The sequence below is a fragment of the Micromonospora humi genome, from assembly GCF_900090105.1.
Classification (GTDB): Bacteria; Actinomycetota; Actinomycetes; order Mycobacteriales; family Micromonosporaceae; genus Micromonospora; species Micromonospora humi.
The window spans coordinates 1-21,930 of the sequence record NZ_FMDM01000010.1 but is presented as its reverse complement, the minus strand read 5'-3'; the positions used below and the strand labels follow the sequence as shown (position 1 = coordinate 21,930).

Here is a 21,930-nt window from a genome sequence, read left to right as displayed (position 1 = left end):
CGGTCAGTGGATACGGCGGCCGTGCGCGTCCGGCACCCCGGACTTGCGGAAGAAGTAGGTGTTGACCTGGTCCCGCCACTCGACGGCGCAGCGGAGCTGCTCGTCGAGGCGCTCGGCCACCCGCTGGTGAGCGGCCGGTTCGAACGCCCCGGCGAGCAGACGCCAGCGCTCCCGCATCGCCGCCACCTCCTCGACGCCGGCGAAGTGCGTGTCGTAGATGTGCTGGATGACCGTGCGGCCACTGTGCAGCACGTGGCCGTAGGGCACGTGGTGGAAGAAGAGCAGCAGGTCGTCGGGGCAGCGCCGGAGCGACTCGTACACCTCCGACCACGGCTGCGGGTACTGACCGGTGAAACCGGTCCCGGTCGCCCGGGTGCGGTCCACCCCGACGCCGTCGCGGTCGGCGAAGTGGTAGGTGCCCCACGGGGTGTACTCGTACCCGTCCACGTCCGGTCCGTAGTGGTGCCCGGGACGCACCATGAAGCCGACGCCCAGCGGCGCGGTGTACCGCTCGTAGGTGCGCCACGAGTCGTCCATGATCGCGTGCAGCGTGCGCCGCACCAGCTCCGGATCGCCCATGGTGACCGGCAACCAGGTCAGCCCGATCCACTCGTCGAGGATCGCGCCCGGGTCCAGCCGCGGGTCCCAGGCGAGGCGGCCGAAGGCGTACAGGTTGGCCTGGGCCAGCGGGTGCCCGGTCCAGAACGGGTCGTCACCCACATTGGACACGGCGACCAGGCCACCGCGGGTGATCACGTCGGCGATCGAGTCGCCGGCCGCGCCCCACGGCGCGAAGCGCAGCACCTCGCTCCAGGCGGGGCCGAGGTGGCAGACGTGTCGTTGCTGGCCGGTGTATTCCTGCGTCACCTGCAACTCCACCGCCAGCCGGGTGGCCGGCATGGCGGCCAGCACCGGCGACACCGGCTCCCGCGGCTGGAAGTCCACCGGCCCGAACTTCACCTGGACGATCACGTTGTCCCGGAACCGCCCGTCGAGCGGCGCGAAATGGTCGTGGGCGGCCCGGGCCCGGTCGGTCGACCGGTCCCGCCAGTCCTGTCGGTGGTCGTAGACGAACGCCCGCCAGCGCACCACGCCGTCGTGCGGCGCGAGCGCCCCGGCGAGCAGGTTCGCGCCGTCGGCGTGGTCGCGCCCGTAGGCGAACGGGCCGGGCCGGCCCTCCGAGTCGGCCTTCACCAGATAGCCGCCGAAGTCGGGGATCCGCCGGTAGACGCGCCGGGTGGCCTCGGCCCACCAGGCTCGCACCCGGTCGTCCAGCGGGTCCGCGGTTGGTAGGCCGCCGAGCACCACCGGGGCGGCGAAGGTCACCGAGAGATGCACCCGGATGCCGTACGGGCGGAGCACGTCGGCGATCCCGGCCACCTCGTCGAGCCGGTCGGTCAGCAGCCGCGCCTCGGTGTCGTGCACGTTGACGTTGTTCACCGTGACCGCGTTGACGCCGCAGGCGGCGAGCAGCCGCCCGTAGTCCCGGATCCGGTCCGGCTCGCCCCGCGCGGCGCCGTCCCGCCAGAAGACGGACCCGCCGGAGTAGCCCCGCTCGACCTGGCCGGAGACCGGATGCACGGCCACGTTGTCCCAGTGGTCGAGGATCCGCCGGGCCAGGGCCGGCTGGTGCCGCCGCGCCGGCCGGTCGTCGTCGAAGGCCGCCGCGCCGAGCCGGACGACGTGGAACAGCCCGTACAGCAGGCCCGCCGGCGCGTCGGCCAGCACCACCGTCACGCCGTCCACCCGGGCCAGCAGGAACCCCTCGTCGCCGAGCGACCCGTCGCCCGTGCCGTCCACCGCCGGCGTCGCGCCGAGGCGGGCCGCCTCCGCCGCCGCGTTCGCGATCGGGCCGGCGGCGCGCGACGCGAGCACCAGGTCGGCGTCCACGTCCCAGGGCGGGGAGTGCCAGACCCGACCGCCGTGCCGGGCGCAGGCCTGCGTCACCTCGTCCAGCACGGTGTCGACGAGCGGGCCGTCGCCGTGCACCAGCACGTTCCGGGCGCCGAGTGCCCGGAACGCCGCCGGCGGCAGCCAGGCCGCGTGCCAGGTCGACGCGCCGGCGCCGGGCGCCGCCCGGCCGGCGACGGGAACGCTCATGGGGTGAACTCCGTCCGGATGGTGTCGATCATCGGATCGCCGATCCGCAGCAGCGCCAGCACCACCAGCGCGGCCAGCAGGGCGAGTACCGCCTCGGAGGAGACCGCGGTGACGCCGGCGACGGCGGCCAGCAGCCCGGCGTTGCCGACCGTGACGCCGGGCCGGCGGACCAGGAAGTACACGGCCAGCCGGAGCGCGTCGCGGGTGCGGAAGGTGAACAGTGAGACGATCACCAGGGCGTTGACGCCGGCCAGGACCACGCCGGCCCCGACCAGGAGCAGCGGCACCGCCCACCAGCCGGGCACGCCGGCCGCGGACAGGTTGGCCAGGTTCACCGCGATGACGGTCAGCCACAGCAGGGTCGGCGCCCAGACGCGCAGCACGCCCACCAGGTTGGCCCGGTAGGCCCGGCGGAACGCGGCGGCCGGCCGGAGGTCGGTCAGGTCGGGGCGTTGGTGGCGCAGGGTGTGCAGCGCGGCCGAGACGGCCGGACCGACCGGGAGCAGCGCGACCGCGACCAGGGGCAGGTTGCTGGCGTCGCGGTCGAGCAGCACCAGCGCGACCAGCCCGGGCAGCGTGCCGAGCAGCAGCCACACCTCCACGGCGAGCAGCGTGTAGACCGACGCGGCGGCCCGCGACAACGGTCCGTCGCCGAACTCCCGCCGGTGGCCCGCCGCGAAGCTCACGGCCGCTCCTCGGGCGCCGGTCCGGCCGGCGGCTCGACGGGCGGGTCGAGCAGCCGGTCGTCCCACCACGGCGGGGTCTCGTCCACCACCGGGGTCAGCTCGACGACCGTCACCTCGTGCCGGGTCAGCGTGAGGTCGACGTCGGCCCGCCCATCCGTGACCGGCAGGGCCCGGTGGGCGCGGGCCGGCTCGGCGGCCTCCCGCAACGCGTCGAGCTGCCGGGGCCGGGGCGACTGCGGGCTGCCCAGCTCCCGCCAGGCCGCCCAGGCGTTGCCGGCGTCCTCGCTCACCGACCGGCGGAGCAGGAACGCCGAGGCGGTGCCGGGCCCGCCGATCGGGACCGACAGCGCCACGGTGTGCCGCTCGGGTGCCGGATCCCGGCCGGTGACGTCCACCGGGGCCCAGGCCAGCACCGCTATCCGGCCGTCGGGGTGGCGGGTGACGAGGTGGTCCGGCCCGCGCGCCAGCACCTCGTCGCCGAGCCGCGCCATGAACGCGTACAGGTGGTAGGTGGGTTTCTTGACCTGCCGGTGGGTGAGCAGGCCGAAGCCGCCGTGCAACAGTGCGGTGGGCACCCCCTGCTCCTCGAACACGTCGCAGAAGGTCCAGTACGAGAACGAGTCGACCAGGTCCCCGCCGGCGGCCAGCACCGGCGCCAGGTAGGCGGCGTGGAAGGCGGTGTCGTGGATCGGGTTGTCCGGCCGGTAGGAGGAGTTGAACTCGGTGATGTGCACCGGGCGGTCGGCCAGCGCGGTGCCGGCCAGGCGCCGGCGGGGCGCGGCGAACTGCTCCAGCAACTCCGTGGCCGGGGCCAGGGTCTGCCGGGTGCCGAACGGCACGTGCCGCGCCGGGCCGGAGGTGTAGGCGTGCCGGCTGACGAAGTCGACCGGCACGTCGCGGTCGGCGACGAACTCGGCGAACGGCTCCCACCACTCGTCGGCGCCGGGGGAGAGGGCCGGCCCGCCGACCTGCAGCGCCGCGTCGACGTCCTTCACCGCGTGCGCGGACACCTCGTACAGGCGGTGGTAGGCGGCCTGGTCGGCGTCCCGCCAGAAGTCGGTGAGGTTGGGTTCGTTCCACACCTCGATGGGCCAGCCGCGCACCTCGTCCAGGCCGTACCGGTCGACCAGGTGGGCGACCGTGGCCCGGACCAGGTCACCCCACTCCGTGACGGAGCGGGGTGGCGTCACGTTGCCCCGCCACCAGAACACCGTCTGGTCGCCGGAGGCGAGCGCCGACGGCATGAAGCCCAGCTCCACGAACGGCCGGACGCCCAGGTCGAGGTAGGCGTCGACGACCTGGTCGACGTAGGTGAAGGCGTGCCGCACCCGGCGTTCGCCCCGCCACTCGTAGGGACGGTGCACTCCGACGCCGTCGCTGAGCAGCCCGTGCCCGCGGATGTGCCGGAAGCCGATGTCCCGCTGCACCAGCGCCAGCGAGTCCTGGTAGTCGCGCCGCAGCGCCAGGTCGAACCGGCCGGTGCCCACGCAGGTACGCCACGCGTCGGTCAACCGGCCGGTGGGCCGGTCGGGAACGATGAGCCGCATCAGCCGTGGTTCTTGCGGTACCGCTCGTACGCCTTGTTGACCAGGTCTGTGTAGGCCTCCGCGTTCTTGGCCTTCAGCTCCGAGACGTAGGCGTCCCACTCGCCCAGCGGTCGCTGGCCGAGGGCGAACTTCAGCGTGTTCTGGGTGACGTGGTCCTTCAGCGCCGTCGACCAGAGCGTGGTCTGCTCCTGCTCGGAGTCGCTCAGCGGCGCGGGCGGCGGGGTCACCCAGGGCGCGGGCTTGCGGGCGTTCATCTCCTTCTGGAACTCCAGTTCCTCGGGGGAGAAGAACGACTGCACCAGGTCGAGCTTGCCGCCGTAGGCGAAGACGCCGTTGGCGAAGCCGAAGTCCTTCTGGAGGTGCTTGGTGCCCTGGGGGTTGAGCCCCACGATGTCGATGTCCGGCGCGGGGGCGCGCCGGCCCGAGGCGTCCCTGGTGAAGGTCGTCCCCTCGACGCCCCACTTGGCGAACTCCTGGCCGGCGTCGGAATACCAGAGCCAGTCGATGAACTGCATCATGGCGACGAAGTTCTTGCCCTCCCGCGCCTTGCTGGAGATCATCACGCCGTTCTCCAGGCGGCTGGCCGGGTTGACCGGGCCGGCCGGGCCGATCGGGAACATGATCTTCTTCAGCCGGGCGTTCGGGTTGATCTTCGCGATGTCCGGCCGGTAGTCGTTGACCAGGGTCTGCGCGTTCGTGCTGATCACGAACGACTTGCCGCTGGCGAGCTTCTGGCGGGCCTGGTCGTCGGTCTGGGTGAAGGTCTCCGGATCCAGCAGCCCGTCGGCGACGAGCTTGTGGAGGAACTCCACCACCTGCCGGTACCTGTCCGACGCCCCGGTGAAGACGTACTTCTGCGCACCGTCGTCCCAGCTGGTGGCGTGGTAGTTCCAGCCGGCCCCCGGCAACCCGTGTGCCTGGGCGAGCATGTTCAGCAGGTTGCCGGCGGGGTTGGGCTTGCCGAACCGGTCGGAGAAGGGATGGATGTCCGGGTGGGCCGCCCGCATCGCCTTGAGCATGGCGTACACCTCGTCCCAGGTGGTCGGGGACGGAATCTTCAACTGCTCCAGCACGTCGGTGCGGACCGCGAGCGTGTATTCCTGCCAGGGCTTCTCGTGCAGGCCCGGCAGGAGATAGAACTTGCCGTCCTCCTGCCGCAGCGTGTCCATCTCCGGCCGGAGGTTCCACCGCTCCAGCTTCTCCTTGAGGTGCGGCATCAGGTCGAGGTAGTCGCTGACCGGCAGGACGGCGCCGGAGGAGACGTACTGGTTCTCCTGCGGGTGGTAGGTCTTCGGGATGATCAGCGGGGCGTCCCCGGACCCGACCAGCACGCTGCGCTTCTGCTCGTAGTCGCTGAGCGGCACCGCCACCGGGTCCAGCTTGACGTTGGTGCGCTTGGCCAGCTCGCTCCAGAACAGCCACTCGGGCTTCAGCGGATAGTTCGGGTGGTTGTTGTAGAGGATCGAGAAGGTGACCGGCTCGGTGGCGGTGAACTGGTCGCCGACACCGTACTTCTCCATCGCACCCGCGCGGTTGCGGTCGAGGTCCTTCTTGTCGGGGGTGTCGTCGCCGCAGCCGGCCAGGGAGACGACGGCGGCCGCGCCGGTGGCGAACAGCACCTGGCGTCGGGACAGCTGGACCATGGTGTTCCCTTCGGTGGTGGACGGGGTCGCGTGCGCGGCTATCCCTTCACGGCGCCGAGCATGATTCCGGAGACGAAGTAGCGCTGGATGAACGGATAGACCGCGAGGATCGGCAGGACCGTCAGGACGATGGTCACGGACTGGATGGTGGCCGCGGACTGCACGATGTCGTCGGCGCTGCCGAGGCCGCCGCCGGTCTGCGTGGCGTCGGTCGCCCCCGCGAGGAGGTTGCGCAGGTAGACGGTCACCGGCAACAGGTCCTGACGGTCCATGTAGAGGAACGCGGCAAACCAGGAGTTCCAGAACGAGACGGCGTAGAAGAGCACCATCGTGGCGACCATCGCCTTGGACAGCGGCAGCACGATCCGTAGCAGCGTGCCGTACGTGTCCAGCCCGTCGACCGCGGCGGCCTCCTCCAGCTCGACCGGCAGGCTCTCGAAGAACGCCTTCATGACCAGCAGGTTGAACACGTTGACGGCGTTGGGCAGGGCGATCGCCCACACGGTGTTCTTCAGCCCGAGGCTGGTGACCAGGACGTAGTTGGGGATCAGGCCGCCGGTGAAGAACATGGTGAACACGGCGATGCCGACCAGCGCGGTCCGACCCCGCAGGTGCCGCTTCGACAGCACGTACGCGTAGCAGGTGGTCAGCACGACGGAGATCAGCGTGGCGACCACCGTGTAGACGACGGTGTTGCGGTAGCTCACCCAGAACGTCGGGTCCGACGTGACCACCCGGTACGCGGTGAGGTTGAACCCGCGCGGGACGAGGTTGACCTCGCCCGCGACGATGTACGCGTTGTCGCTGAGCGAACGCGCCACGATGGTGAGGAACGGGTACACCGTCACCACCACGACGCCGGTCAGGACGACGGCGTTGACCGCCTGGAAGATCCGGTAGCCCCGGGTGGGTCGGATGCCGCGCGGCCGGGACGCCCGCCCCCGTGCGCGGGCGTCCGTGCTCACCACAGGCTCGTCCCCACGGTGCGCCGGGAGATGGCGTTCGCCGACAGCACCAGCGTCAGCCCGATCACGGCCTCGAACAGGCCGATCGCGGCGGCGTAGCTGAGATTCCCGGAGACGATGCCCACCCGGTAGAGGTAGGTCGAGATGACGTCCGCGGTGGGATAGGTGAGCGGGTTGTAGAGCAGCAGGATCTTCTCGAAGCCGACCGCCATGAACGTGCCGATGTTGAGGATCAGCAGCGTCATCATGGTCGGTCGGATTCCGGGCAGCGTCACGTGCCAGGTCTGCCGCCACCGGTTCGCGCCGTCGATCCGGGCCGCCTCGTAGAGGTCGCCGTCGATGGTGGTGAGCGCGGCGAGGTAGAGGATCGTGCCCCAGCCGACGGTCTGCCAGACCTCGGAGGAGACGTAGATCGTCCGGAACCAGCCGGCCTGCTGCAGGAACGCGACCGGTTCGGCGCCGACGGCGCCGAGGAACTGGTTGACCGCGCCGTCGACCGACAGCAGCTGCATGACCATGGCGGCCACGATCACGATGGACAGGAAGTGCGGCAGGTAGGACACCGACTGCACGAATCGCTTGAGGGCCCGGCTGCGTACCTCGTTGAGCAGCAGCGCGAGCACGATCGGCAGCGGGAAGCAGAACAGCAGCGTGAGCGCGCCCAGCACGAGCGTGTTGGTGAACACGCTCCAGAACGTGGGATCGGTGAAGAACAGCCGGAAGTATCGGAGCCCGGTCCAGTACTCGCCGAAGAGGCTGCCGCCCGGCCGGAAGCGCCGGAACGCGATCACGTTGCCGAGCATCGGCAGGTAGCGGAACGTCAGGAAGAACAGCAGCGGCAGGACGGCCAGCGAGTAGAGCTGCCAGTCCCGGCGCAGCGCCCGTCGCCAGGGCCGGCGTCCGGGCGTACGTGTCGGCTTCGCCCTCGGCGACGTGCCGGGCCGCGCGTCCGACGACGGTCGGACGGTTTCGGACAACACCGCACCCTCCTGTCCGGAGCGCGCGACCGAAAACTTCCGGTAATGCCCCGTAAGCTTTTCGGAATTTATGGGTATCGTTCTCCCTGTGTCAAGGGCATCGACAGATCTCGCTATCGACAAGCTCCGCCGGTACGCGCCGGCCGTGGCCGAACCCGCCGACTTCGACCGGTTCTGGCGCACCACGCTCACCGCCGCCGCGCACGTACCGGCCCTTGTCGACGTCCGGCCGGAGCCGACCGACCTGCGGCTGGTCGACGTCTGGGACGTGACGTTCGCCGGCTTCGACGGTGAACCGGTGCGGGCCTGGTACACCCGACCCGCCGACGTGCCCACGCCGCTGCCGGCGGTGGTCGAGTATCCGGGCTACGGCCGCGGTCGGGGCCTGCCGGGCGAGCGGCTGACCTGGCCGGTGGCCGGGTACGCCCACCTGGTGGTGGACAACCGGGGCCAGGCCGGGCGGTACGGCCGCGGCGACACGCCGGACCCGCACGACGCGCCCGGCGGCCCCGACCCCGCCACCCGCGGCATCCTGAGCCCGGACACCTACCACTACCGCCGCCTGGTCACCGACGCGGTCCGCGCGGTCGACGCGGTCCGCGGGCTGCCCGGGGTGGACGCGACGCGCGTCGTCGCGGTGGGCAACAGTCAGGGTGGTGGACTCGCGCTCGCGGTCGCCGGTCTCGTCGACCGCCTGGCCGCGCTGCTGGTCACCGCACCGTTCCTGTGCGACGTCCAGCGCGGCATCGAACTCACCGAGGCCTCCCCGTACGGCGAGATCGCCCGCTACCTGGCGGTGCACCGCGAGGCGGAGGAGGCGGTCCGGCGCACCCTGTCCTACGTCGACGGGGTCACCTTCGCCCGCCGGGCCACCGCGCCGGCGCACTTCGGGATCGGCCTGCGGGACGACGTCTGCCCGCCGAGCACCGGCTTCGCCGCCTACAACCAGTACGGCGCCGCCGCCGGGTCGGACGGGCCGGCGCGGGAGATGCACACCTACCCGTTCAACGGCCACGAGGGCGGGGAGGCCGTGCACGTCCGGCGGCAGTTGCGCTGGCTCGACGCGGTGCTCCGGTCCACGGGCTGACGACGGGCCGGCGGCGGGCTGCGCGAGGGCCGCCGGTGTCGGTAGGGTCCTCCGCGTGGATCTGGCCGACACCGCCGCCCGGCTCGGGGTGCCCGTCGAGGAGGTCGAGCGCGTGCACCGGCTCGCCGGCGACCGGCCGTCGGCGCCGCTGCCCGACCGGGCCGACGCGCCCGCGATCCTCGACCGCCTCGCGGTCCGGCCGGACGACGCCGCCGAGATCATGGCGGGCTGGCCCGGCCCCGACTCCCCGCGGTGGACCCCGGAGCTGCGCTGGCTGCTCGACCGCTCGGTCGCGCTGGTCCGCGCCGACCTCGGCGGCCACGGCTGGCTGCCGCCCGGTCCGGCGCTGCCCCGCGAGCGCGGCCCCGCCTGGCGGCACCTCTACGTCTACGCCTACCTCGCCCTGGTCGACGTCGTGCGGGGCTACCACCGCGACCACGGCATCGCCGACGACGTGTCCTGGACGACCCTCGCCGACCTGGGCCGCAACCTCGCGGTCGACCGGCGCATGCGGGGCGAGGGGTGGCCGGTCATGCAGAGCTGGTTGACGCTGCACGCCCGCGGCGGCGTCTACGAGCTGGGCCGGCTGCAGCACCAGCGCGGCGACACCATCGGCCTGCACATCCCCGAATCGGGGCCGATGACCCCGGCGGCGGTCGACGCCTCGCTCGACGCGGCGCGCGCGTTCTTCCCGCGCCACTTCCCCGACGAGCGGCACACCGAGTTCTCCTGCGGCTCCTGGCTGCTCGACCCGCAACTACGGGAATACCTGCCGGCGGGCTCCAACATCATCCGGTTCCAGCGCCGGTTCACGCTGGAGCCCTACCAGGAGCCGGACGGCATCGACGCCGACGTCGAGGTGCTGCGGTTCGTGTTCCGCACCCTGAGCACCCCGCCGGACCGGCTGCCCCGCGACACCGCGCTCCGGCGCGCGGTCCTCGACCACTGGGCGGCCGGCCGTCACTGGCGCTGGCGCGTCGGTCGCTTCCCGATCTGATCGGTCACCGGTGGCGGCGGTGGTGCACGATCAGCGCCGCCGCGCAGGCCAGTGCCACCAGGCCGAACGCCGAACTCACCCACGGGTTGTCCACCTCCGTCGACAGCACCGCGTTGGCCGCCGCGCTGGCGAAGAGCACCAGCCACAGCAGCGGGCGCAGCAGGGCGCCCGGCTTCCTCGGCTCGGCGGGCGGTGCCTCGGCGATGCGGTACGGATCAGTCATGGCTGCCTCCTCGGCGACGGACGACGACACTTCGACGCTAGGTCGCCGGCCGGCGCCCGACGATCCCGCCAGCGCGACCTTCGGTGGTAGAGCAGGCTGGACACCCGGGTCGACGAGACCTGTCGAGCCCGGGTGCACGCGTCGGCGGGATCGACGTCGACTTCCGGCGCGCGGCACCCGCACCGCGGTGACGGACCGGGCCCGGCCGACCCGGTCCGACGGCTGCTGCGCGTCCGGCCGGTCGACAACAACGGGCCGCGGGAGTAGACACGCGGTGATCCGACGATGCGCCACCACGGGAGGGAGATGCCATGGGGGACCGGAGCGGGGTCCGGCTGTGGGACGGGGGTGACGTCGGCCAGGTCCGGGCGTGGCTCGCCGCCGGGGCGGACCCGGCGGCGCCGGGCGGTCCGAGCGGCCGGACGATGCTGCACGAGGCGGCCCGGTACGCCGCGCCGGAGGTACTGGCCGTGATGTGCGAGGCGACCCGCGACCTCGACACCCTCGCCGAGGGCCGCTCCGCGCTGTGGGTGGCGGTCCACGCGGGGCGCACCGACAACGCACGCGTCCTGTCCGCCGCCGGCGCCGATCCGTGGTTGCCGATGATGGCGGGCTGGTCCCCCGGGCGGCTCGGCCTGACCGGCGCCGAGCCGGAGCTGTTCCCCGACCGACCGTCCGGGGTGGGGCTGACCCCGGACGAGGCGGCGGTCGCGGCGGCCGCGCCGGCGTTGCGGGCCGCGGTGGACGGGTTGGACCTCGACGGCACCGGGCTGCTCTGCGTCGCCCGGGTGGACGCCGTCGAGGCGGTCCGGCGTCTGGACGGCGCCGCGGTGACGGAGGAGAACCTGTTGGCCTACTACGACGTGGAGGTGGACGAGGAGTCCGACGAGGACGACGAGGACGCCTGGCGCTGGCTGGAGGACATCCGGGACCCGCTGCTCGTCGGCGTCACCGACGTGCCGGGTGGGTGCGTGCTCACCCAACCGTGGGGTTACCAGCCGCAGACCCCGGTGGTCGGCCGGGCGCTCTCCGCCGGGACGGTCGCCTACGGGGTGTACGCGAACCCGAAGAGCGGCAACCAGGGCAGCGTCTACGTCGACGGGCGGGCCGTCAGCGGGGACCTGCACCCCGGTGGCGACCCCTGGGCGGACGCCCCGGGCGGCGAGATCCTGCTCGCCCACCTCTACCGGGGCAACCCGGCCGCCTACGCCTGCGCCTTCGTCGGCCTGCGGCCGGCCGACGCCCGCCCGGTCACCGGACCGCCCGACACCTGGGTGCTCCTGCCCGACCGCGACCACCGGCAGCGGTGAGGCCTAGCGTGGCGGCGTTGAGAGGGCAAGGTCGGCGCGGCGCGGCGGATCGGCGCCCGGCCGGGCGCAGGTGATCGCCGCGATCCGGCTGGCGTGCCGGAGCGCCGCGGCGAGTCGGTCCTCGTCCAGCTCTCCCACTGTGCCCGGGGCGGCGGCGCCGATCTCGATCAGCGCGTCGAGCAGGCCGGCGGTGAACGCGTCGCCGGCGCCGACCGTGTCGGCCACCGTCACCGGCTCGGCCGGGCAGGTCACGTGGCGACCGGCGTGGGTGCGGGCGTACGCGCCGGCGGCGCCCCGGGTCACCACGACCAGTTCCACCCCCCGACGGCCGAGCGCCGCGGCGGCCTCCTCGACGCGCGTGCCGGGGAACAGCCAGGCCAGGTCCTCGTCGCTGGCCTTCACCAGGTGGGCGTGGCGGGTCAGGTCGAGCAGCCGGTTCCGGGCGGCGTCCGGATCCGTGAGCATCGTCGGCCGGACGTTCGGGTCCAGGCTGACCAGCACCCCCCGCCGCGCGTAGGTGCGGGCCAGCAGGTCGGCGATGAGGTCCGCGCCCGGTGGCAGCAGGACCGCCAGCGAACCGGTGTGCAGCACCTCGGTGCCGGGCGGCAGCGCCAACTCCGCCCGGCGCCACTGCCAGTCGGCGGTGCCGTCGAGGTAGAAGTCGTATCCGGCCGCCCCGTCGGCGCCCAGCGACACGACGGCCAGCGTCGCCGGCCGGTCGTCGGCGGCGGCGTGGCTGAGGTCGACGCCGTTGGCGTCGGCGTGGGCGCGGAGCCGGCGGCCGAACGCGGTACGGGAGAAGCGGGCCAGCATCGCGGTGGGTCGGCCGAGCCGGGCCAGCCCGACCGCGACGTTCAGCGGGCTGCCACCGGGGTGGGCGGCGAGCAGGTCGCCGCCGCCGGACGGCGCGAGGTCCACCACGGCCTCGCCGAGCACGGTCAGCACGGCTCAGGCTCCGACGGCGGCGGCCGGCGAGCCGGCGCCCTCGTCGACGTCGGGGGTGGCGACGTCGTCGGCGGGAGCGACCACCCGGCGTCCGTGCACCGAGTAGGGCGTACCCGGTTCGGCGTCGCCGAGCCGGACTGTGCCGTCCGGGTCGACCCGCAGCGGGATCGGGTCGCTCAGCTCGCCGACGAACCGCCCCTGCTCGTCGTGGTTGAGGAAGGCCAGCAGTTGCCACCGCCCGTCGCCGTCGCGGACCAGGCGTCCGCTGTAGAGGCTGTCGTCGGTCAGGCGCTGCGCCTTCGTGGCGTCGAACGGCCCCAGCGGCGACGCGCCCGGTACCGCCCAGACGCCGCAGGGCCGGGCGTCCCGGCTGCGCTCCGCGAGCTGGTCGTGCAGGCAGGAGAAGACCAGCAGCGGCCGGCCGTCGACCACCTCCACCTGGGGCACCTCCAGGTGGCCGAAGCCGCTTCCCGGCGCGGTCACCGGCGGCTGGGCGGTCCAGTGCACCAGGTCGTGCGAGCGGGCGTGGGCGACGACGCCCCGGTCGTCGACCGGGCCGGAGTTGGCGCGCGCGGTGACCAGCATGTGCCAGCCGTCGCCGTCCGGGTCGGCGAACACCCACGGGTCGCGCCAGGCCTCGTCCGGCCAGGTGGAGTCGCCGAGCCGCTCGTACCAGTCGGCGGCGGCGGTGAGCACCGGCGACGCCGGGTGCCGCTCCCAGGTGACCAGGTCCTCGGAGCTCGCCAGGCCGATGCGCTGCACCAGGGCGTCCTCGGCGCTGCCGGCGCCGGTGTAGAACATGTGCCAGCGCCCGTCCGGGCCGCGCAGCACCGAGCCGGTCCAGGTGGCGACGTCGTCGAAGGCCGGGCGGTCCGCCGGCACCAGCGCGTCGGCGAGCTGGGTCCAGTGGCGCAGGTCGGTGGAGACGGCGTGGCCCACGCTGGCCCGGAAGTGCCGCCGGTCCGGGTCGCCCAGGGCCCGGGAGGCGCGCAGGAAGAACAGGTGGTGGGTGTCGCCGTCACGGGCGAACCAGAAGTCCCAGATCCAGGCGTCGGGAAGTCGGAGCACGGGGGAGTCCTTTGCCTTCGGCCGCCGGTGTGGCGGCGGATGTGTCGCGTCGCGGTGGCGACGCCGGGGGTGGGGTGTGGGGGCGGCCCCCGGGTGCGGGGTCGCGGTACGGGCCGCCACGCGGCGGATGGTCGGTGCCGCCGCCGGGGGACAGAGGCGGGACGCGCGGTCAGTGCGGAGCGGCGGCGACCGACTGGCGGCGGATCAGCGGGCAGGGCATGACGACCGGCCCGGCGGCCCGTCGGCGGGCGCCCTTGGGCTGGTCGAGCAGCTCCACCATGGTGGTGACCGCCCAGGCGCCCATCTCGTAGTGCGGCAGCGCGACCGTGCTGAGACCGGGGTGCAGCCCTTCGGCGATCAGCTCCTGGTTGTCGAAGCCGACCACCGACAGGTCGGTGGGGACGCGCAGCCCCAGCTCGCCCGCCGCCCGGTAGGCGCCCATGGCCATCCGGTCGTTGAAGCAGAACAGGGCGGTGGGCCGGTCCGGGCGGTCGAGGAGCGCACGGGCGGCCCGGTGCCCGCCGTGGGTGTCGGAGACCTCGGCGAGCACCAGCTCCGGCCGGAACGGCACCCCCGCCTCCCGCAGCGCGTCCCGGTAGCCCGCGAGACGGCCGTGGGTGGCGGGGATGTCGTCGACGTTGGTGACGAAGCCGATCCGCCGGTGCCCGTGGGCGAGCAGCTCCCGGACGGCCGCCTGCCCACCGCCGCGCTCGTCCGGCACCACCGACGGGTACGCCCCGTCGGCGTCCGCGGCGTCGAGCAGCACCACCGGCATCGGGCGCAGCTCGTCGGGCACCCGCACGACCCGGTGGTACATGGTCGCGTAGAGCACGCCGTCGACCCGGTGCCGGGCCAACGCCTGGATCTCCCGCCGTTCCACCTCCGGGTCGCGCCCGGTGGTGAGCAGCATGAGCAGCCAGCCGCGCGCCGAGGCGGTCTCCTGCGCGCCGAGGATCATCCGTCCCGCGTAGGGCGTCGTGGCGATCTCGTCGCCGAGCAGCCCGAGCGTCTGCGAGCGCTGCAGCCGCAGCCCCCGGGCCAGCCCGTTCGCCGCGTAGCCGAGCCGGCGGGCGGCCGTCTCGACGCGTTCGCGGGTCTCCGGGCTGACCCGGGTGCCGGACTTGTTGTTCAGCACGTGGGACACGGTGGTCACCGAGACGCCCGCCTCCGCGGCGACGTCCCGGATGCTCGCCTTCTGTCCCATCAGCTCACCATCGCAGTGCTCGGGGGGCCGCCCGTCCGGTGTGGACGGCCGGTCAACGGTATCGGAGCGGTCACTCGTCCCACAGGCCGTGCTCGGGCCAGCGGCGGGGCAGCCGCTCGTCCACCGGCGGCAGCTCCGGCAGCGGCTTGTGCGGGTGGTGCTGATACCAGTAGGCCACCGAGGAGAAGTCGTTGCCCTGGTCGTTGGCGTGCCCGTGCTCGATGGTCACCTTGATCGACTTCGAGAAGCGGACCGGGTCCTCGATGTGGAACCGGTACATGCTCCACAGCCCGAAGTGCTCCTGCGGGCTGCTGGCCAGGCTGATGCCGTGGTACGGGCCGGCGTACGCGCCGCTGGGGAAGCCCCACGCCGCGTTGAAGTAGTCCTCGGTGCCGGTGCCGTGCAACGACGGCGGCCACTGCTCACCGTCGATGAAGATCATGTCGTCGCCCTCGCCCGGCCAGGTGTACGGCTGGTTGGAGGCGTTGTGGTTGTCGATGCTGAGCACGCAGCCGACGTAGTGCCCGGCGCCCCCCTCGGCGTCCAGGATGACGTAGTTGTCCTCGCCGGTGAGGTTGACCCCGGGCAGGTCCCAGGGCGCCGGCACCTCGCCGGGGGCGAGCCCGTTCGGCACCGGCACGCAGGGCTTCTCCTGGCGGTAGTGGGCGTGGAAGTAGGCCACGTCGTCCGGCTTGGCCTCGTCGGTCAGGTCGTAGTCGACGTAGTAGAACAGGTTCTCGATCGGCTTGTCCGACTCGTTGCGGATGACGATCTTCGCGGAGCTGCCGAACGGCATCGGGAAGTAGGAGTTCATCGCGGCGGCGAACGGGCCCTTGGGGCCACGGCGCGGGCCGAACACCATGCTCAGCGGCAGCGACACGTAGTGGGTGCAGGTGGCGTGCCCGACGCCGAAGAAGTCGCCGAGCGGGCTGCGGACACTCGGGTTCTCCTCACCGTCCCAGTACATCTCGATGACCAGCTTGCGCAGGTACTTCTCCGAGTAGCAGCGGGTGGTCAGCCAGATGTGGCCGATGACGCCGGTGCCGGTGATGTCGGCCAGCACGTGCGTCTCGCCGGGTGCGACGACCGCGAAGTCGCGGTTGCCGCCGGTGCGGTCCCAGCTCGACTCGCGTCGGGAGCGGCCGGCCTTGACCCGGGTGAGTCCCGCGAGCGGGCTGGTGGGTCGCCAGAACGACATGGTGCTTCCTTTCAGGGGGTGTGGTGGGTCAGCCCTTGACGGCGCCGAGGCTGAGCCCGGCGACGATCCGCCGTTGCAGCAGCAGCGTCAGCACGACCGCGGGTACGGAGTAGAGCGTGGCCAGCGCCGTCATCGGACCCCAGTCGAGGCCGAACTGGCTCTGGAAGTTGGCGATGGCGATCGGGGTGGTCTGCGCGCGTACCGAGGTGAGCAGCAGCGCGAAGAGGAACTCGTTCCAGGAGGCGAGGAACGCGAAGATGGCGGTGACCGCGACGCCGCCGGAGACGACCGGCAGGATCACCCGCAGCAGCGCGGTGAACCGGCCGCAGCCGTCGACGAGCGCGGCCTCCTCGATCTCCCGGGGCACCCCCTCGAAGAAGCTGGCCAGCAACCAGATCGACAGCGGCAGCGCCACTGTGGTCTGGGCCAGGGCCAGGCCGGTGGGCGTGTCGGTGAGCCCCAGCGCGCCGAGGATGGTGACCAGCGGGATACCGATCGCCACCGCGGGCGCCATCCGGACCAGCAGGGAGCCGGCCATCAGCACCCGGCCGGCCCGGCTGCGGTAGCGGGTGATGCCCCACGCCGCCGGGATCGCCAGGGCCATCGACAGCACGGTGGCGATGACCGCCGTGCTGACGCTGTTGACGAACGAGGCGGTCACCCCGGGTCGGTTCAGCGCGGTGAGGTAGTTGTCCAGGCTGAACCGCTGCGGCAGCACCGTCGGCGGCACCGCGACCGCGTCGGTGGCCGGCTTGAACGAGGTCAGCACCAGGTAGACGAAGGGGAAGGCGTAGACCGCGACGACCGCGACGGCGACGGCCCAGAGCAGTCCGGTACGGAGGCGGGCGAGCCGCGCGTGGGTCATCAGGACTCCCGTCCGGGCCGCCAGATGGTCAGCACCCCGACCATCGCGACCAGCATCATGACGATCATGAACAGGGTGCTGGTGGCGGCCGCCGTGCCCGGGTCGTTGTAGCTGACCATGGTCTTGTAGATGGTCAGGCTCAACGTCTCGGAGGCGGACTGCGGGCCACCGTCGGTCTGGATCAGGATCACGTCGAAGGCCCGCGCGGCGTCGACGCCGCGAATGATCAGCGCCACCGCGATCACCGGCCGCAGCAGCGGCAGCGTCACGCTGACCAGCATCCGCAGGCCACGGGCGCCGTCGAGCCGGGCCGCCTCGTACAGGTCCGGGGGGATGGCCTGGAGGCCGGCGTAGAGCACCAGCGTCATGAACGAGGTGGTGAGCCAGACGTCGGGCAGCGCGACCGAGAAGAGCACCAGGTCCGGGTCGCTGAGCCAGGAGACGTCACCCGGGCTGTCCAGGACGCCGACCCGGGTGAGCAGCTCGTTGACGATGCCGACGTTGTCGATCATCAGGAACCGCCAGAGCAGGCCGGCGACCACCGGCGCGATCATGAGCGGGTAGAGGAAGATCGTCTGGAGGATCCGCGAGCGTGGCCCGAGCCGGTGGAACAGCAACGCCACCGCCAGGCCGAGCACCAGTTCGGCGGTGACCACGATGACCGTGTACGCGAGCGTGCGGCCGGCCGCCGCCCGGATGCCCGCGTCGGTCAACGCGGTCAGGTAGTTGTCCAGCCCGGCGAAGCGCCGCCCGTCGCCGAGCCCGGACCCGGTGTAGAGGCTGTTCACGGCGAGCTTGACCAGTGGCCAGCCGACCAGCGCGAGCAGCACCACCGCGGCCGGCGCGGCCAGCAGGGCCGCGTACCGGGCGTCGGAGAGCCCTCGGCGGGTGCGCCGCCGGATCTCCCTCGGCGCGTCCGGCACGGTCCGCGGCGGTGCCGCCTGCGCTGTCCGGCTCACTTGACGATGCCCTCGATCTGGGTACGCGCGGCCTTGAGCAGCGCGGCGTAGTCCGCGCCCGGCGTCAGCGCCTTCTGGATGGTGGGGACCAGGACGCCGTCCACGATCCGCTGCCAGTGCGGGCTGGCCGGCCGGGGTCGGGTGGCGCCGGCGTTCAACGTGGCCAGCAGCGGGCCGAACGACTCGTAACCGGGCTTGGCGGCGTACTGCTGGTAGGCGGACTTGCGGGCGGCCAGACCCAGCGTGGTCTCCACGCTCAGTGCGTTGTCGTCGTACGCGGCCTTGATGAACTGCTTGGCGAGGTCGGCCTTGGCGCCGCCCTTCGGCGCGGACAGGTACCACGGGCCGGGGATGCCGGCGACGCCGGCGGTGCCGCCGACCATCGGCGCGGCGCCGACCTTGCCGGCGACCTTCGCGTCGGCCGGGATCTGCCGGTACGCGTGTGCCCAGAACCGGGTCATCGCGGTCTGACCCTGGTTGAACAGGTTCTGCGCGGCGTTCCAGTCGGTCTGTGCCGCCCCGGCGGGGGCGACCTTGTGCTTGTTGGCGAGGTCGGCGTAGAACGTCAGCGCGGCGAGGTGCTGCGCGTTGTCGACGATGACGCCGCCGTCGTCGTCGAGCACCACGCCCGGCGAACCCGCCTGCAGGACGTGGGCGAGCCACTCCGTCTCCACCGCGCCCTTGACGTCGGTGCCGTACAGCTTCTGCTCCGGCCGGGTGAAGAAGACGGCGATGTCGGTGAACTGCTGCCAGGTGGTGGGCGGGGCGAGCGGGTAGCCGTACGTGCGCTGGAAGGCCGCCTTCTCCTTCGGGTCGTCGAAGAGGTCCTTGCGGTAGAACAGGATCTCGCTGTTGGTCCACACCGGCATGCCGATGAAGTGCCCGTCCGCCTGGGCCTCCTGGACCAGCGCGGGGAACAGGTCGCCCTTGACCGCGTCGGTGAAGAGATCGTCGAGCGGGGCGAGCTTGCCGGCGAGCAGCGGGATCCAGACCGCGTCGACGGCGCAGACGTCGAACGACGGCCGGCCGCCGGACAGCTCGCTGCTGAGCCGGTTGAACAAGCCCTCGTAGGGGAGTTCGACCAGGGTGACGGTGACGCCGGTGGCCTGCTTGAACTTGTCCACGACGGGTTGCAGCTCGGTCTTGCCGCCGCCCTCGCAGGCGAGGGTGAGCGTCCTGTCGTCGTCCGCGCCGCCGCCGCCGGCGCCGCCGGCTCCGCAGGCGGCCGTGCCGAGCAGGGCGGCCGCGCCGGCGCCGGCGGTCAGGCCGAGAAATCCGCGACGGCGCCAGCCGCCGGCTGTGGGGTGGGGGTCGGGAAGGGCCATGTCCGCTCCGTTCGAGGGTTCGCCGGGCGCGTGGGGGCGCGCGCCCGGGCGCGTGGTGGTGGGAGTGTGGCGGATGCCAAAACCTTTTGGCAAAAGCTTTTGGCAGAGCGTAGGAGTGCCCGGGGTGACGGTCAAGTGCCAGATCCGTCATCGGATCGCGACGGTCAGTGGGGCAGCGACGACGGCAGGTCGGCCAACCACCGGTCCAGCTCCGCCGGCGTGCGGAACAGCAGCACCGGCGGTCCGCCCGGGTCGGCCTGCCAGGTGCGCATCCGCCGACGGGCCCGGCCGAACGCGGAGACGTGCCACACCAGGATCGAGTCGCGGGACAGTACGCTGCGCAGCGACTCCCGGTTGCCGTTGCAGATCACCTCGCCGCTGGCCAGCCGGCCGGCGGTGCGCCGCAGCAGCCGCCGGAAGGAGAGCCCGCGCGGATAGTCCAGCCCGACGACCAACTCGGCGCGGGCCAGCACGACGTCCCGCCAGCCGTGGTAGGCCCCGTCGAGGATCCACCGGTCGCGGCGGCAGACCGCCTCGATCCGGCTGCGCTGCTCGGCCACCGGCACCTCCACCCAGCCGGGTCGCCACAGCAGGTCGTCGACCGGGACCCACGGCAGCCCGAGTCGTTCGGCCAGCCGCGCCGCCAGGGTGGACTTCCCGGCGCCGTACACCCCGTAGACGAGGATGCGGGCCGGTGCGGCCATCAGCTCCGGGCCCTGCCGCGGGTACTCCGCCGGCGGGCCTCGTCGTCGCCCCCGGCGAGCCGGGTGAAGGTGAGCATGTTCGCCAGCGCCACACCGACCACCGCGAAGCCGACCTGCAACGCCAGCACGATCCAGTCCCACCGCAGCACCCACAGCCGCACCGGCGCGTCGTCGGCGATCCCGGCCCAGCGGGCGACCACGGTGCCGAGCACCGCCGCGCCGACGCCGATGAGGAACGTCGCGAAGATGCCGATCCGCTGCCGGCCGGGCAGCACCAGCCGGCCGAGCAGGCCGATGAGGGCGCCGATGAGCACCGCGCCCAGATAGCCACCTACGAGCATTGCCGTCACTCCCTCCCCGGGTGTCGGCAATCATGCCCATTCCGCACACCTTCGGAAACCCGCGGGCGGTGCCGGAGCGCGGCCGGCCGGCCGCCGCCCGCGAACGCGCCGCGCGGGCGGGACCGGCCGCCGCTAGGATCACGGGCACCCCACCGCCGCACCCCGCCGGAGCCCCGCTGTCCGCGCCGTCGACCCATCGCCCCGCCCGGCGTGCCCGCCGGGCGCTGGCCGTCGTGTTCCTGCTCGTCGTGGCCGGGCTGCCCGCCGGCTCGTCCACGGGAGGCGGCACCGGGTCGGGAACGCTGCGGGTGCTCCAGATGAACCTCTGCAACAGCGGCCGGGCCGGCTGTTGGACCGGCCGCGCCGTGCCGCGGGCCGCCGAGGTGATCGCCGCCGAGCTGCCCGACGTGGTCACCCTCAACGAGGTCTGCCGCGACGACGTGGACACGCTGGAGCGCGCGCTCGCCGGCCGCCACGCCGGCGGTCGGGTGGTCTCCGCCTTCCAGGCCGCCGGCGACCGTCCCAGCGGGTCCGCGACCCGGTGCAACAACGGCCAGCCGTACGGCATCGGGTTGCTGGCCCGTCTCGACGCCCGCGGCGACCGGCCCGAGGTGCACCGCGGAACCTATCCGGCGCAGGATCCCGCCGACCCCGAGGAGCGGGTCTGGCTCTGCCTGCACGCCGCCGCCGTCCTGCACGCCTGCACCACCCACCTGGCGAACACCGACGGCGCCGTCGCCCTGGCCCAGTGCGGGCAGCTGGTCGGGGCGGTGGTGCCCGCGATCCGCCGGGCCGAGGGGTACGCGCCGACCGTCCTCGGCGGCGACCTCAACCTGCGGGCCGGCGGCGTGCCGGACGTGCGCTCGTGCGTGCCGCCGGACTACCGACGCGTCGACGACGGCGCGCGGCAGCAGATCATGGCGACGAGCGACGTCACGATCTGCTGCCACCGGGCGGTGGACATGCGCGGCTCGACCGACCATCCCGCGCTGTTGGCCACGCTGACCGTGGGTGGCGGCGCACCGGCCGGCTCGTCGACGATCGCGCGCTGAGCGCGCCCGGCCCTACGGCAGTCGGGCCACGAGCGTGGGCGGCGCGATCGTGCGGTACGCGTCCTGGAGGACCTCGGACAGCTCGGCCTCGTCGAGCCCGGCGTCGAGGCGCACACCGACCCAGCCGCGGCCCCCGACGTAGGGCGGGCGGAAGTAGGCGCGCGGGTTCGCCGCGGCCAGTTCGACCGCCGATCCGGCCGGCGCGGCGCACCACAGGTGCGGGAACTCGTTCTGGTGGTGGCCGTCGGGCCAGACGGTGGCGAACGACTTCTTGCCCCGGACGAACCAGGTGGGGGTGCCGTGGCTGAGCCGCTCATCGACCTCGGGCAGCGCCAGGCACACCTGCCGGATGGTCTCCACCATGTCGGTCATCGATCCACCGTACGGCACGGCCGGGCCGCGTCAGCGCAGCTTGGGGTCGAGGGCCTCGCGGACCGCCTCGCCGAGCATGACGAAGCTCAGCACGGCGGTGACGAGGAACGCGGAGGGGAAGAACAGCAGGTACGGCGAGACCCGGATGTAGTTCTGGGCTTCGCTGATCATGATGCCCCAGGAGACCACCGGGCTCTTCAGGCCGATGCCCAGGAACGACAGCGTGGCCTCGGCGCCGATGAACGAGCCGACCATGATGGTGCCGTAGACCAGCAGCGGGGCCAGGCAGTTGGGCAGCAGGTGCTTGAGGATGATCCGGCCGGTGCCGGCGCCCAGGGCGCGGGCGGCGACGATGTAGTCGG

Annotated in this window: 22 protein-coding genes; 4 read left to right on the top strand and 18 right to left on the bottom strand. The window is 73.0% G+C overall.

Features of this window, described 5'->3' with window-relative positions:
• Positions 1-3: 3 nt before the first annotated feature.
• From GA0070213_RS19325 to GA0070213_RS19300, 6 genes are read right to left on the bottom strand one after another with little or no spacing between them, the layout of a single operon-like run.
• A complete protein-coding gene (locus GA0070213_RS19325; protein WP_091066239.1) occupies positions 4-2,100 on the bottom strand; it encodes an alpha-glucuronidase in 2,097 nt (698 codons plus the stop codon).
• Complete coding sequence (locus GA0070213_RS19320) at positions 2,097-2,786, bottom strand: DUF624 domain-containing protein (protein WP_091066235.1); 690 nt, start codon at positions 2,784-2,786, stop codon at positions 2,097-2,099. Before GA0070213_RS19320 ends, GA0070213_RS19325 begins: the two co-directional genes overlap by 4 nt.
• Positions 2,783-4,333, bottom strand: a complete 1,551-nt coding sequence (locus GA0070213_RS19315; protein WP_091066232.1) for a GH39 family glycosyl hydrolase — start codon at positions 4,331-4,333, stop codon at positions 2,783-2,785. Before GA0070213_RS19315 ends, GA0070213_RS19320 begins: the two co-directional genes overlap by 4 nt.
• Positions 4,333-5,976 carry an ABC transporter substrate-binding protein gene (locus GA0070213_RS19310; protein WP_091066229.1) on the bottom strand — a complete coding sequence of 548 codons (1,644 nt, stop codon included), beginning with the start codon at positions 5,974-5,976 and terminating at the stop codon, positions 4,333-4,335. Before GA0070213_RS19310 ends, GA0070213_RS19315 begins: the two co-directional genes overlap by 1 nt.
• A gap of 38 nt (positions 5,977-6,014) precedes the next feature.
• Positions 6,015-6,941: a carbohydrate ABC transporter permease gene (locus tag GA0070213_RS19305; RefSeq protein WP_245716466.1), complete on the bottom strand. Its 927-nt coding sequence runs from the start codon at positions 6,939-6,941 to the stop codon at positions 6,015-6,017.
• Positions 6,938-7,921, bottom strand: a complete 984-nt coding sequence (locus GA0070213_RS19300) for an ABC transporter permease (protein WP_425412847.1) — start codon at positions 7,919-7,921, stop codon at positions 6,938-6,940. Before GA0070213_RS19300 ends, GA0070213_RS19305 begins: the two co-directional genes overlap by 4 nt.
• A gap of 67 nt (positions 7,922-7,988) precedes the next feature.
• Here GA0070213_RS19300 and GA0070213_RS19295 point away from each other — a divergent pair, with 67 nt between their 5' ends.
• Both GA0070213_RS19295 and GA0070213_RS19290 read left to right on the top strand, forming a co-directional pair.
• Positions 7,989-9,005 carry an acetylxylan esterase gene (locus GA0070213_RS19295; protein ID WP_091066220.1) on the top strand — a complete coding sequence of 339 codons (1,017 nt, stop codon included), beginning with the start codon at positions 7,989-7,991 and terminating at the stop codon, positions 9,003-9,005.
• A 55-nt stretch (positions 9,006-9,060) separates the two neighbouring features.
• Positions 9,061-10,002: an acyltransferase domain-containing protein gene (locus GA0070213_RS19290; RefSeq protein WP_091066216.1), complete on the top strand. Its 942-nt coding sequence runs from the start codon at positions 9,061-9,063 to the stop codon at positions 10,000-10,002.
• Between the two features lie 4 nt (positions 10,003-10,006).
• Here the strand turns inward: GA0070213_RS19290 and GA0070213_RS19285 are convergent, their stop codons facing one another.
• Positions 10,007-10,225 (bottom strand): hypothetical protein, encoded by a 219-nt coding sequence (locus tag GA0070213_RS19285; protein ID WP_091066212.1) that lies wholly within the window; start codon positions 10,223-10,225, stop codon positions 10,007-10,009.
• 311 nt (positions 10,226-10,536) lie between these two features.
• On the opposite strand from GA0070213_RS19285, the gene GA0070213_RS19280 reads away from it, so the two are divergent.
• Positions 10,537-11,535, top strand: coding sequence for an ankyrin repeat domain-containing protein (locus GA0070213_RS19280; RefSeq protein ID WP_091066208.1), 999 nt, complete (start codon positions 10,537-10,539; stop codon positions 11,533-11,535).
• 3 nt (positions 11,536-11,538) lie between these two features.
• On the opposite strand, the gene GA0070213_RS19275 is transcribed toward GA0070213_RS19280, so the two are convergent.
• The 9 genes from GA0070213_RS19275 to GA0070213_RS19235 all read right to left on the bottom strand — a co-directional run bounded on the left by GA0070213_RS19275 (position 11,539) and on the right by GA0070213_RS19235 (position 20,144).
• Positions 11,539-12,480 carry a carbohydrate kinase family protein gene (locus GA0070213_RS19275; RefSeq protein WP_091066204.1) on the bottom strand — a complete coding sequence of 314 codons (942 nt, stop codon included), beginning with the start codon at positions 12,478-12,480 and terminating at the stop codon, positions 11,539-11,541.
• Between the two features lie 3 nt (positions 12,481-12,483).
• A complete protein-coding gene (locus GA0070213_RS19270; protein ID WP_091066201.1) occupies positions 12,484-13,548 on the bottom strand; it encodes a glycoside hydrolase family protein in 1,065 nt (354 codons plus the stop codon).
• 169 nt (positions 13,549-13,717) lie between these two features.
• A complete protein-coding gene (locus tag GA0070213_RS19265) occupies positions 13,718-14,752 on the bottom strand; it encodes a LacI family DNA-binding transcriptional regulator (protein ID WP_091066197.1) in 1,035 nt (344 codons plus the stop codon).
• Positions 14,753-14,822: 70 nt separating this feature from the next.
• A complete protein-coding gene (locus GA0070213_RS19260) occupies positions 14,823-15,950 on the bottom strand; it encodes a glycoside hydrolase family 172 protein (protein WP_091066194.1) in 1,128 nt (375 codons plus the stop codon).
• Positions 15,951-15,978: 28 nt separating this feature from the next.
• Positions 15,979-16,815, bottom strand: a complete 837-nt coding sequence (locus GA0070213_RS19255) for a carbohydrate ABC transporter permease (protein ID WP_091066191.1) — start codon at positions 16,813-16,815, stop codon at positions 15,979-15,981.
• Positions 16,815-17,774 (bottom strand): carbohydrate ABC transporter permease, encoded by a 960-nt coding sequence (locus GA0070213_RS19250; protein WP_245716464.1) that lies wholly within the window; start codon positions 17,772-17,774, stop codon positions 16,815-16,817. Before GA0070213_RS19250 ends, GA0070213_RS19255 begins: the two co-directional genes overlap by 1 nt.
• On the bottom strand, positions 17,771-19,099 hold the full coding sequence (locus GA0070213_RS19245) for an ABC transporter substrate-binding protein (RefSeq protein WP_091066184.1): 1,329 nt from the start codon (positions 19,097-19,099) through the stop codon (positions 17,771-17,773). The genes GA0070213_RS19250 and GA0070213_RS19245 overlap by 4 nt, the downstream gene beginning before the upstream one ends.
• A 164-nt stretch (positions 19,100-19,263) precedes the next feature.
• Entirely contained in the window at positions 19,264-19,803 is a 540-nt protein-coding gene (locus tag GA0070213_RS19240) for a P-loop NTPase family protein (protein WP_091066180.1), read from the bottom strand.
• Positions 19,803-20,144 carry a GlsB/YeaQ/YmgE family stress response membrane protein gene (locus GA0070213_RS19235; RefSeq protein WP_245716463.1) on the bottom strand — a complete coding sequence of 114 codons (342 nt, stop codon included), beginning with the start codon at positions 20,142-20,144 and terminating at the stop codon, positions 19,803-19,805. The genes GA0070213_RS19240 and GA0070213_RS19235 overlap by 1 nt, the downstream gene beginning before the upstream one ends.
• A 32-nt stretch (positions 20,145-20,176) precedes the next feature.
• Here GA0070213_RS19235 and GA0070213_RS19230 point away from each other — a divergent pair, with 32 nt between their 5' ends.
• Positions 20,177-21,196, top strand: coding sequence for an endonuclease/exonuclease/phosphatase family protein (locus tag GA0070213_RS19230; RefSeq protein WP_245716462.1), 1,020 nt, complete (start codon positions 20,177-20,179; stop codon positions 21,194-21,196).
• A 12-nt stretch (positions 21,197-21,208) separates the two neighbouring features.
• Here the strand turns inward: GA0070213_RS19230 and GA0070213_RS19225 are convergent, their stop codons facing one another.
• Positions 21,209-21,568 (bottom strand): MmcQ/YjbR family DNA-binding protein, encoded by a 360-nt coding sequence (locus GA0070213_RS19225; protein ID WP_091066177.1) that lies wholly within the window; start codon positions 21,566-21,568, stop codon positions 21,209-21,211.
• Between the two features lie 30 nt (positions 21,569-21,598).
• A partial coding sequence (locus GA0070213_RS19220) for an ABC transporter permease (RefSeq protein WP_139128699.1) occupies positions 21,599-21,930 on the bottom strand: 332 nt, incomplete at its 5' end.

Excerpts from the sequence above, each read along its gene's own strand:
- GA0070213_RS19315 (WP_091066232.1), bottom strand. The coding sequence starts at position 4,333 with ATGCGGCTCATCGTTCCCGACCGGCCCACCGGCCGGTTGACCGACGCG.
- GA0070213_RS19230 (WP_245716462.1), top strand. The coding sequence starts at position 20,177 with ATGCCCATTCCGCACACCTTCGGAAACCCGCGGGCGGTGCCGGAGCGC.
- GA0070213_RS19280 (WP_091066208.1), top strand. The coding sequence starts at position 10,537 with ATGGGGGACCGGAGCGGGGTCCGGCTGTGGGACGGGGGTGACGTCGGC.
- GA0070213_RS19265 (WP_091066197.1), bottom strand. The coding sequence starts at position 14,752 with ATGGGACAGAAGGCGAGCATCCGGGACGTCGCCGCGGAGGCGGGCGTC.
- GA0070213_RS19245 (WP_091066184.1), bottom strand. The coding sequence starts at position 19,099 with ATGGCCCTTCCCGACCCCCACCCCACAGCCGGCGGCTGGCGCCGTCGC.
- GA0070213_RS19285 (WP_091066212.1), bottom strand. The coding sequence starts at position 10,225 with ATGACTGATCCGTACCGCATCGCCGAGGCACCGCCCGCCGAGCCGAGG.
- GA0070213_RS19240 (WP_091066180.1), bottom strand. The coding sequence starts at position 19,803 with ATGGCCGCACCGGCCCGCATCCTCGTCTACGGGGTGTACGGCGCCGGG.
- GA0070213_RS19235 (WP_245716463.1), bottom strand. The coding sequence starts at position 20,144 with ATGCTCGTAGGTGGCTATCTGGGCGCGGTGCTCATCGGCGCCCTCATC.
- GA0070213_RS19260 (WP_091066194.1), bottom strand. The coding sequence starts at position 15,950 with ATGTCGTTCTGGCGACCCACCAGCCCGCTCGCGGGACTCACCCGGGTC.
- GA0070213_RS19295 (WP_091066220.1), top strand. The coding sequence starts at position 7,989 with ATGGGTATCGTTCTCCCTGTGTCAAGGGCATCGACAGATCTCGCTATC.
- GA0070213_RS19225 (WP_091066177.1), bottom strand. The coding sequence starts at position 21,568 with ATGACCGACATGGTGGAGACCATCCGGCAGGTGTGCCTGGCGCTGCCC.
- GA0070213_RS19310 (WP_091066229.1), bottom strand. The coding sequence starts at position 5,976 with ATGGTCCAGCTGTCCCGACGCCAGGTGCTGTTCGCCACCGGCGCGGCC.
- GA0070213_RS19255 (WP_091066191.1), bottom strand. The coding sequence starts at position 16,815 with ATGACCCACGCGCGGCTCGCCCGCCTCCGTACCGGACTGCTCTGGGCC.
- GA0070213_RS19325 (WP_091066239.1), bottom strand. The coding sequence starts at position 2,100 with ATGAGCGTTCCCGTCGCCGGCCGGGCGGCGCCCGGCGCCGGCGCGTCG.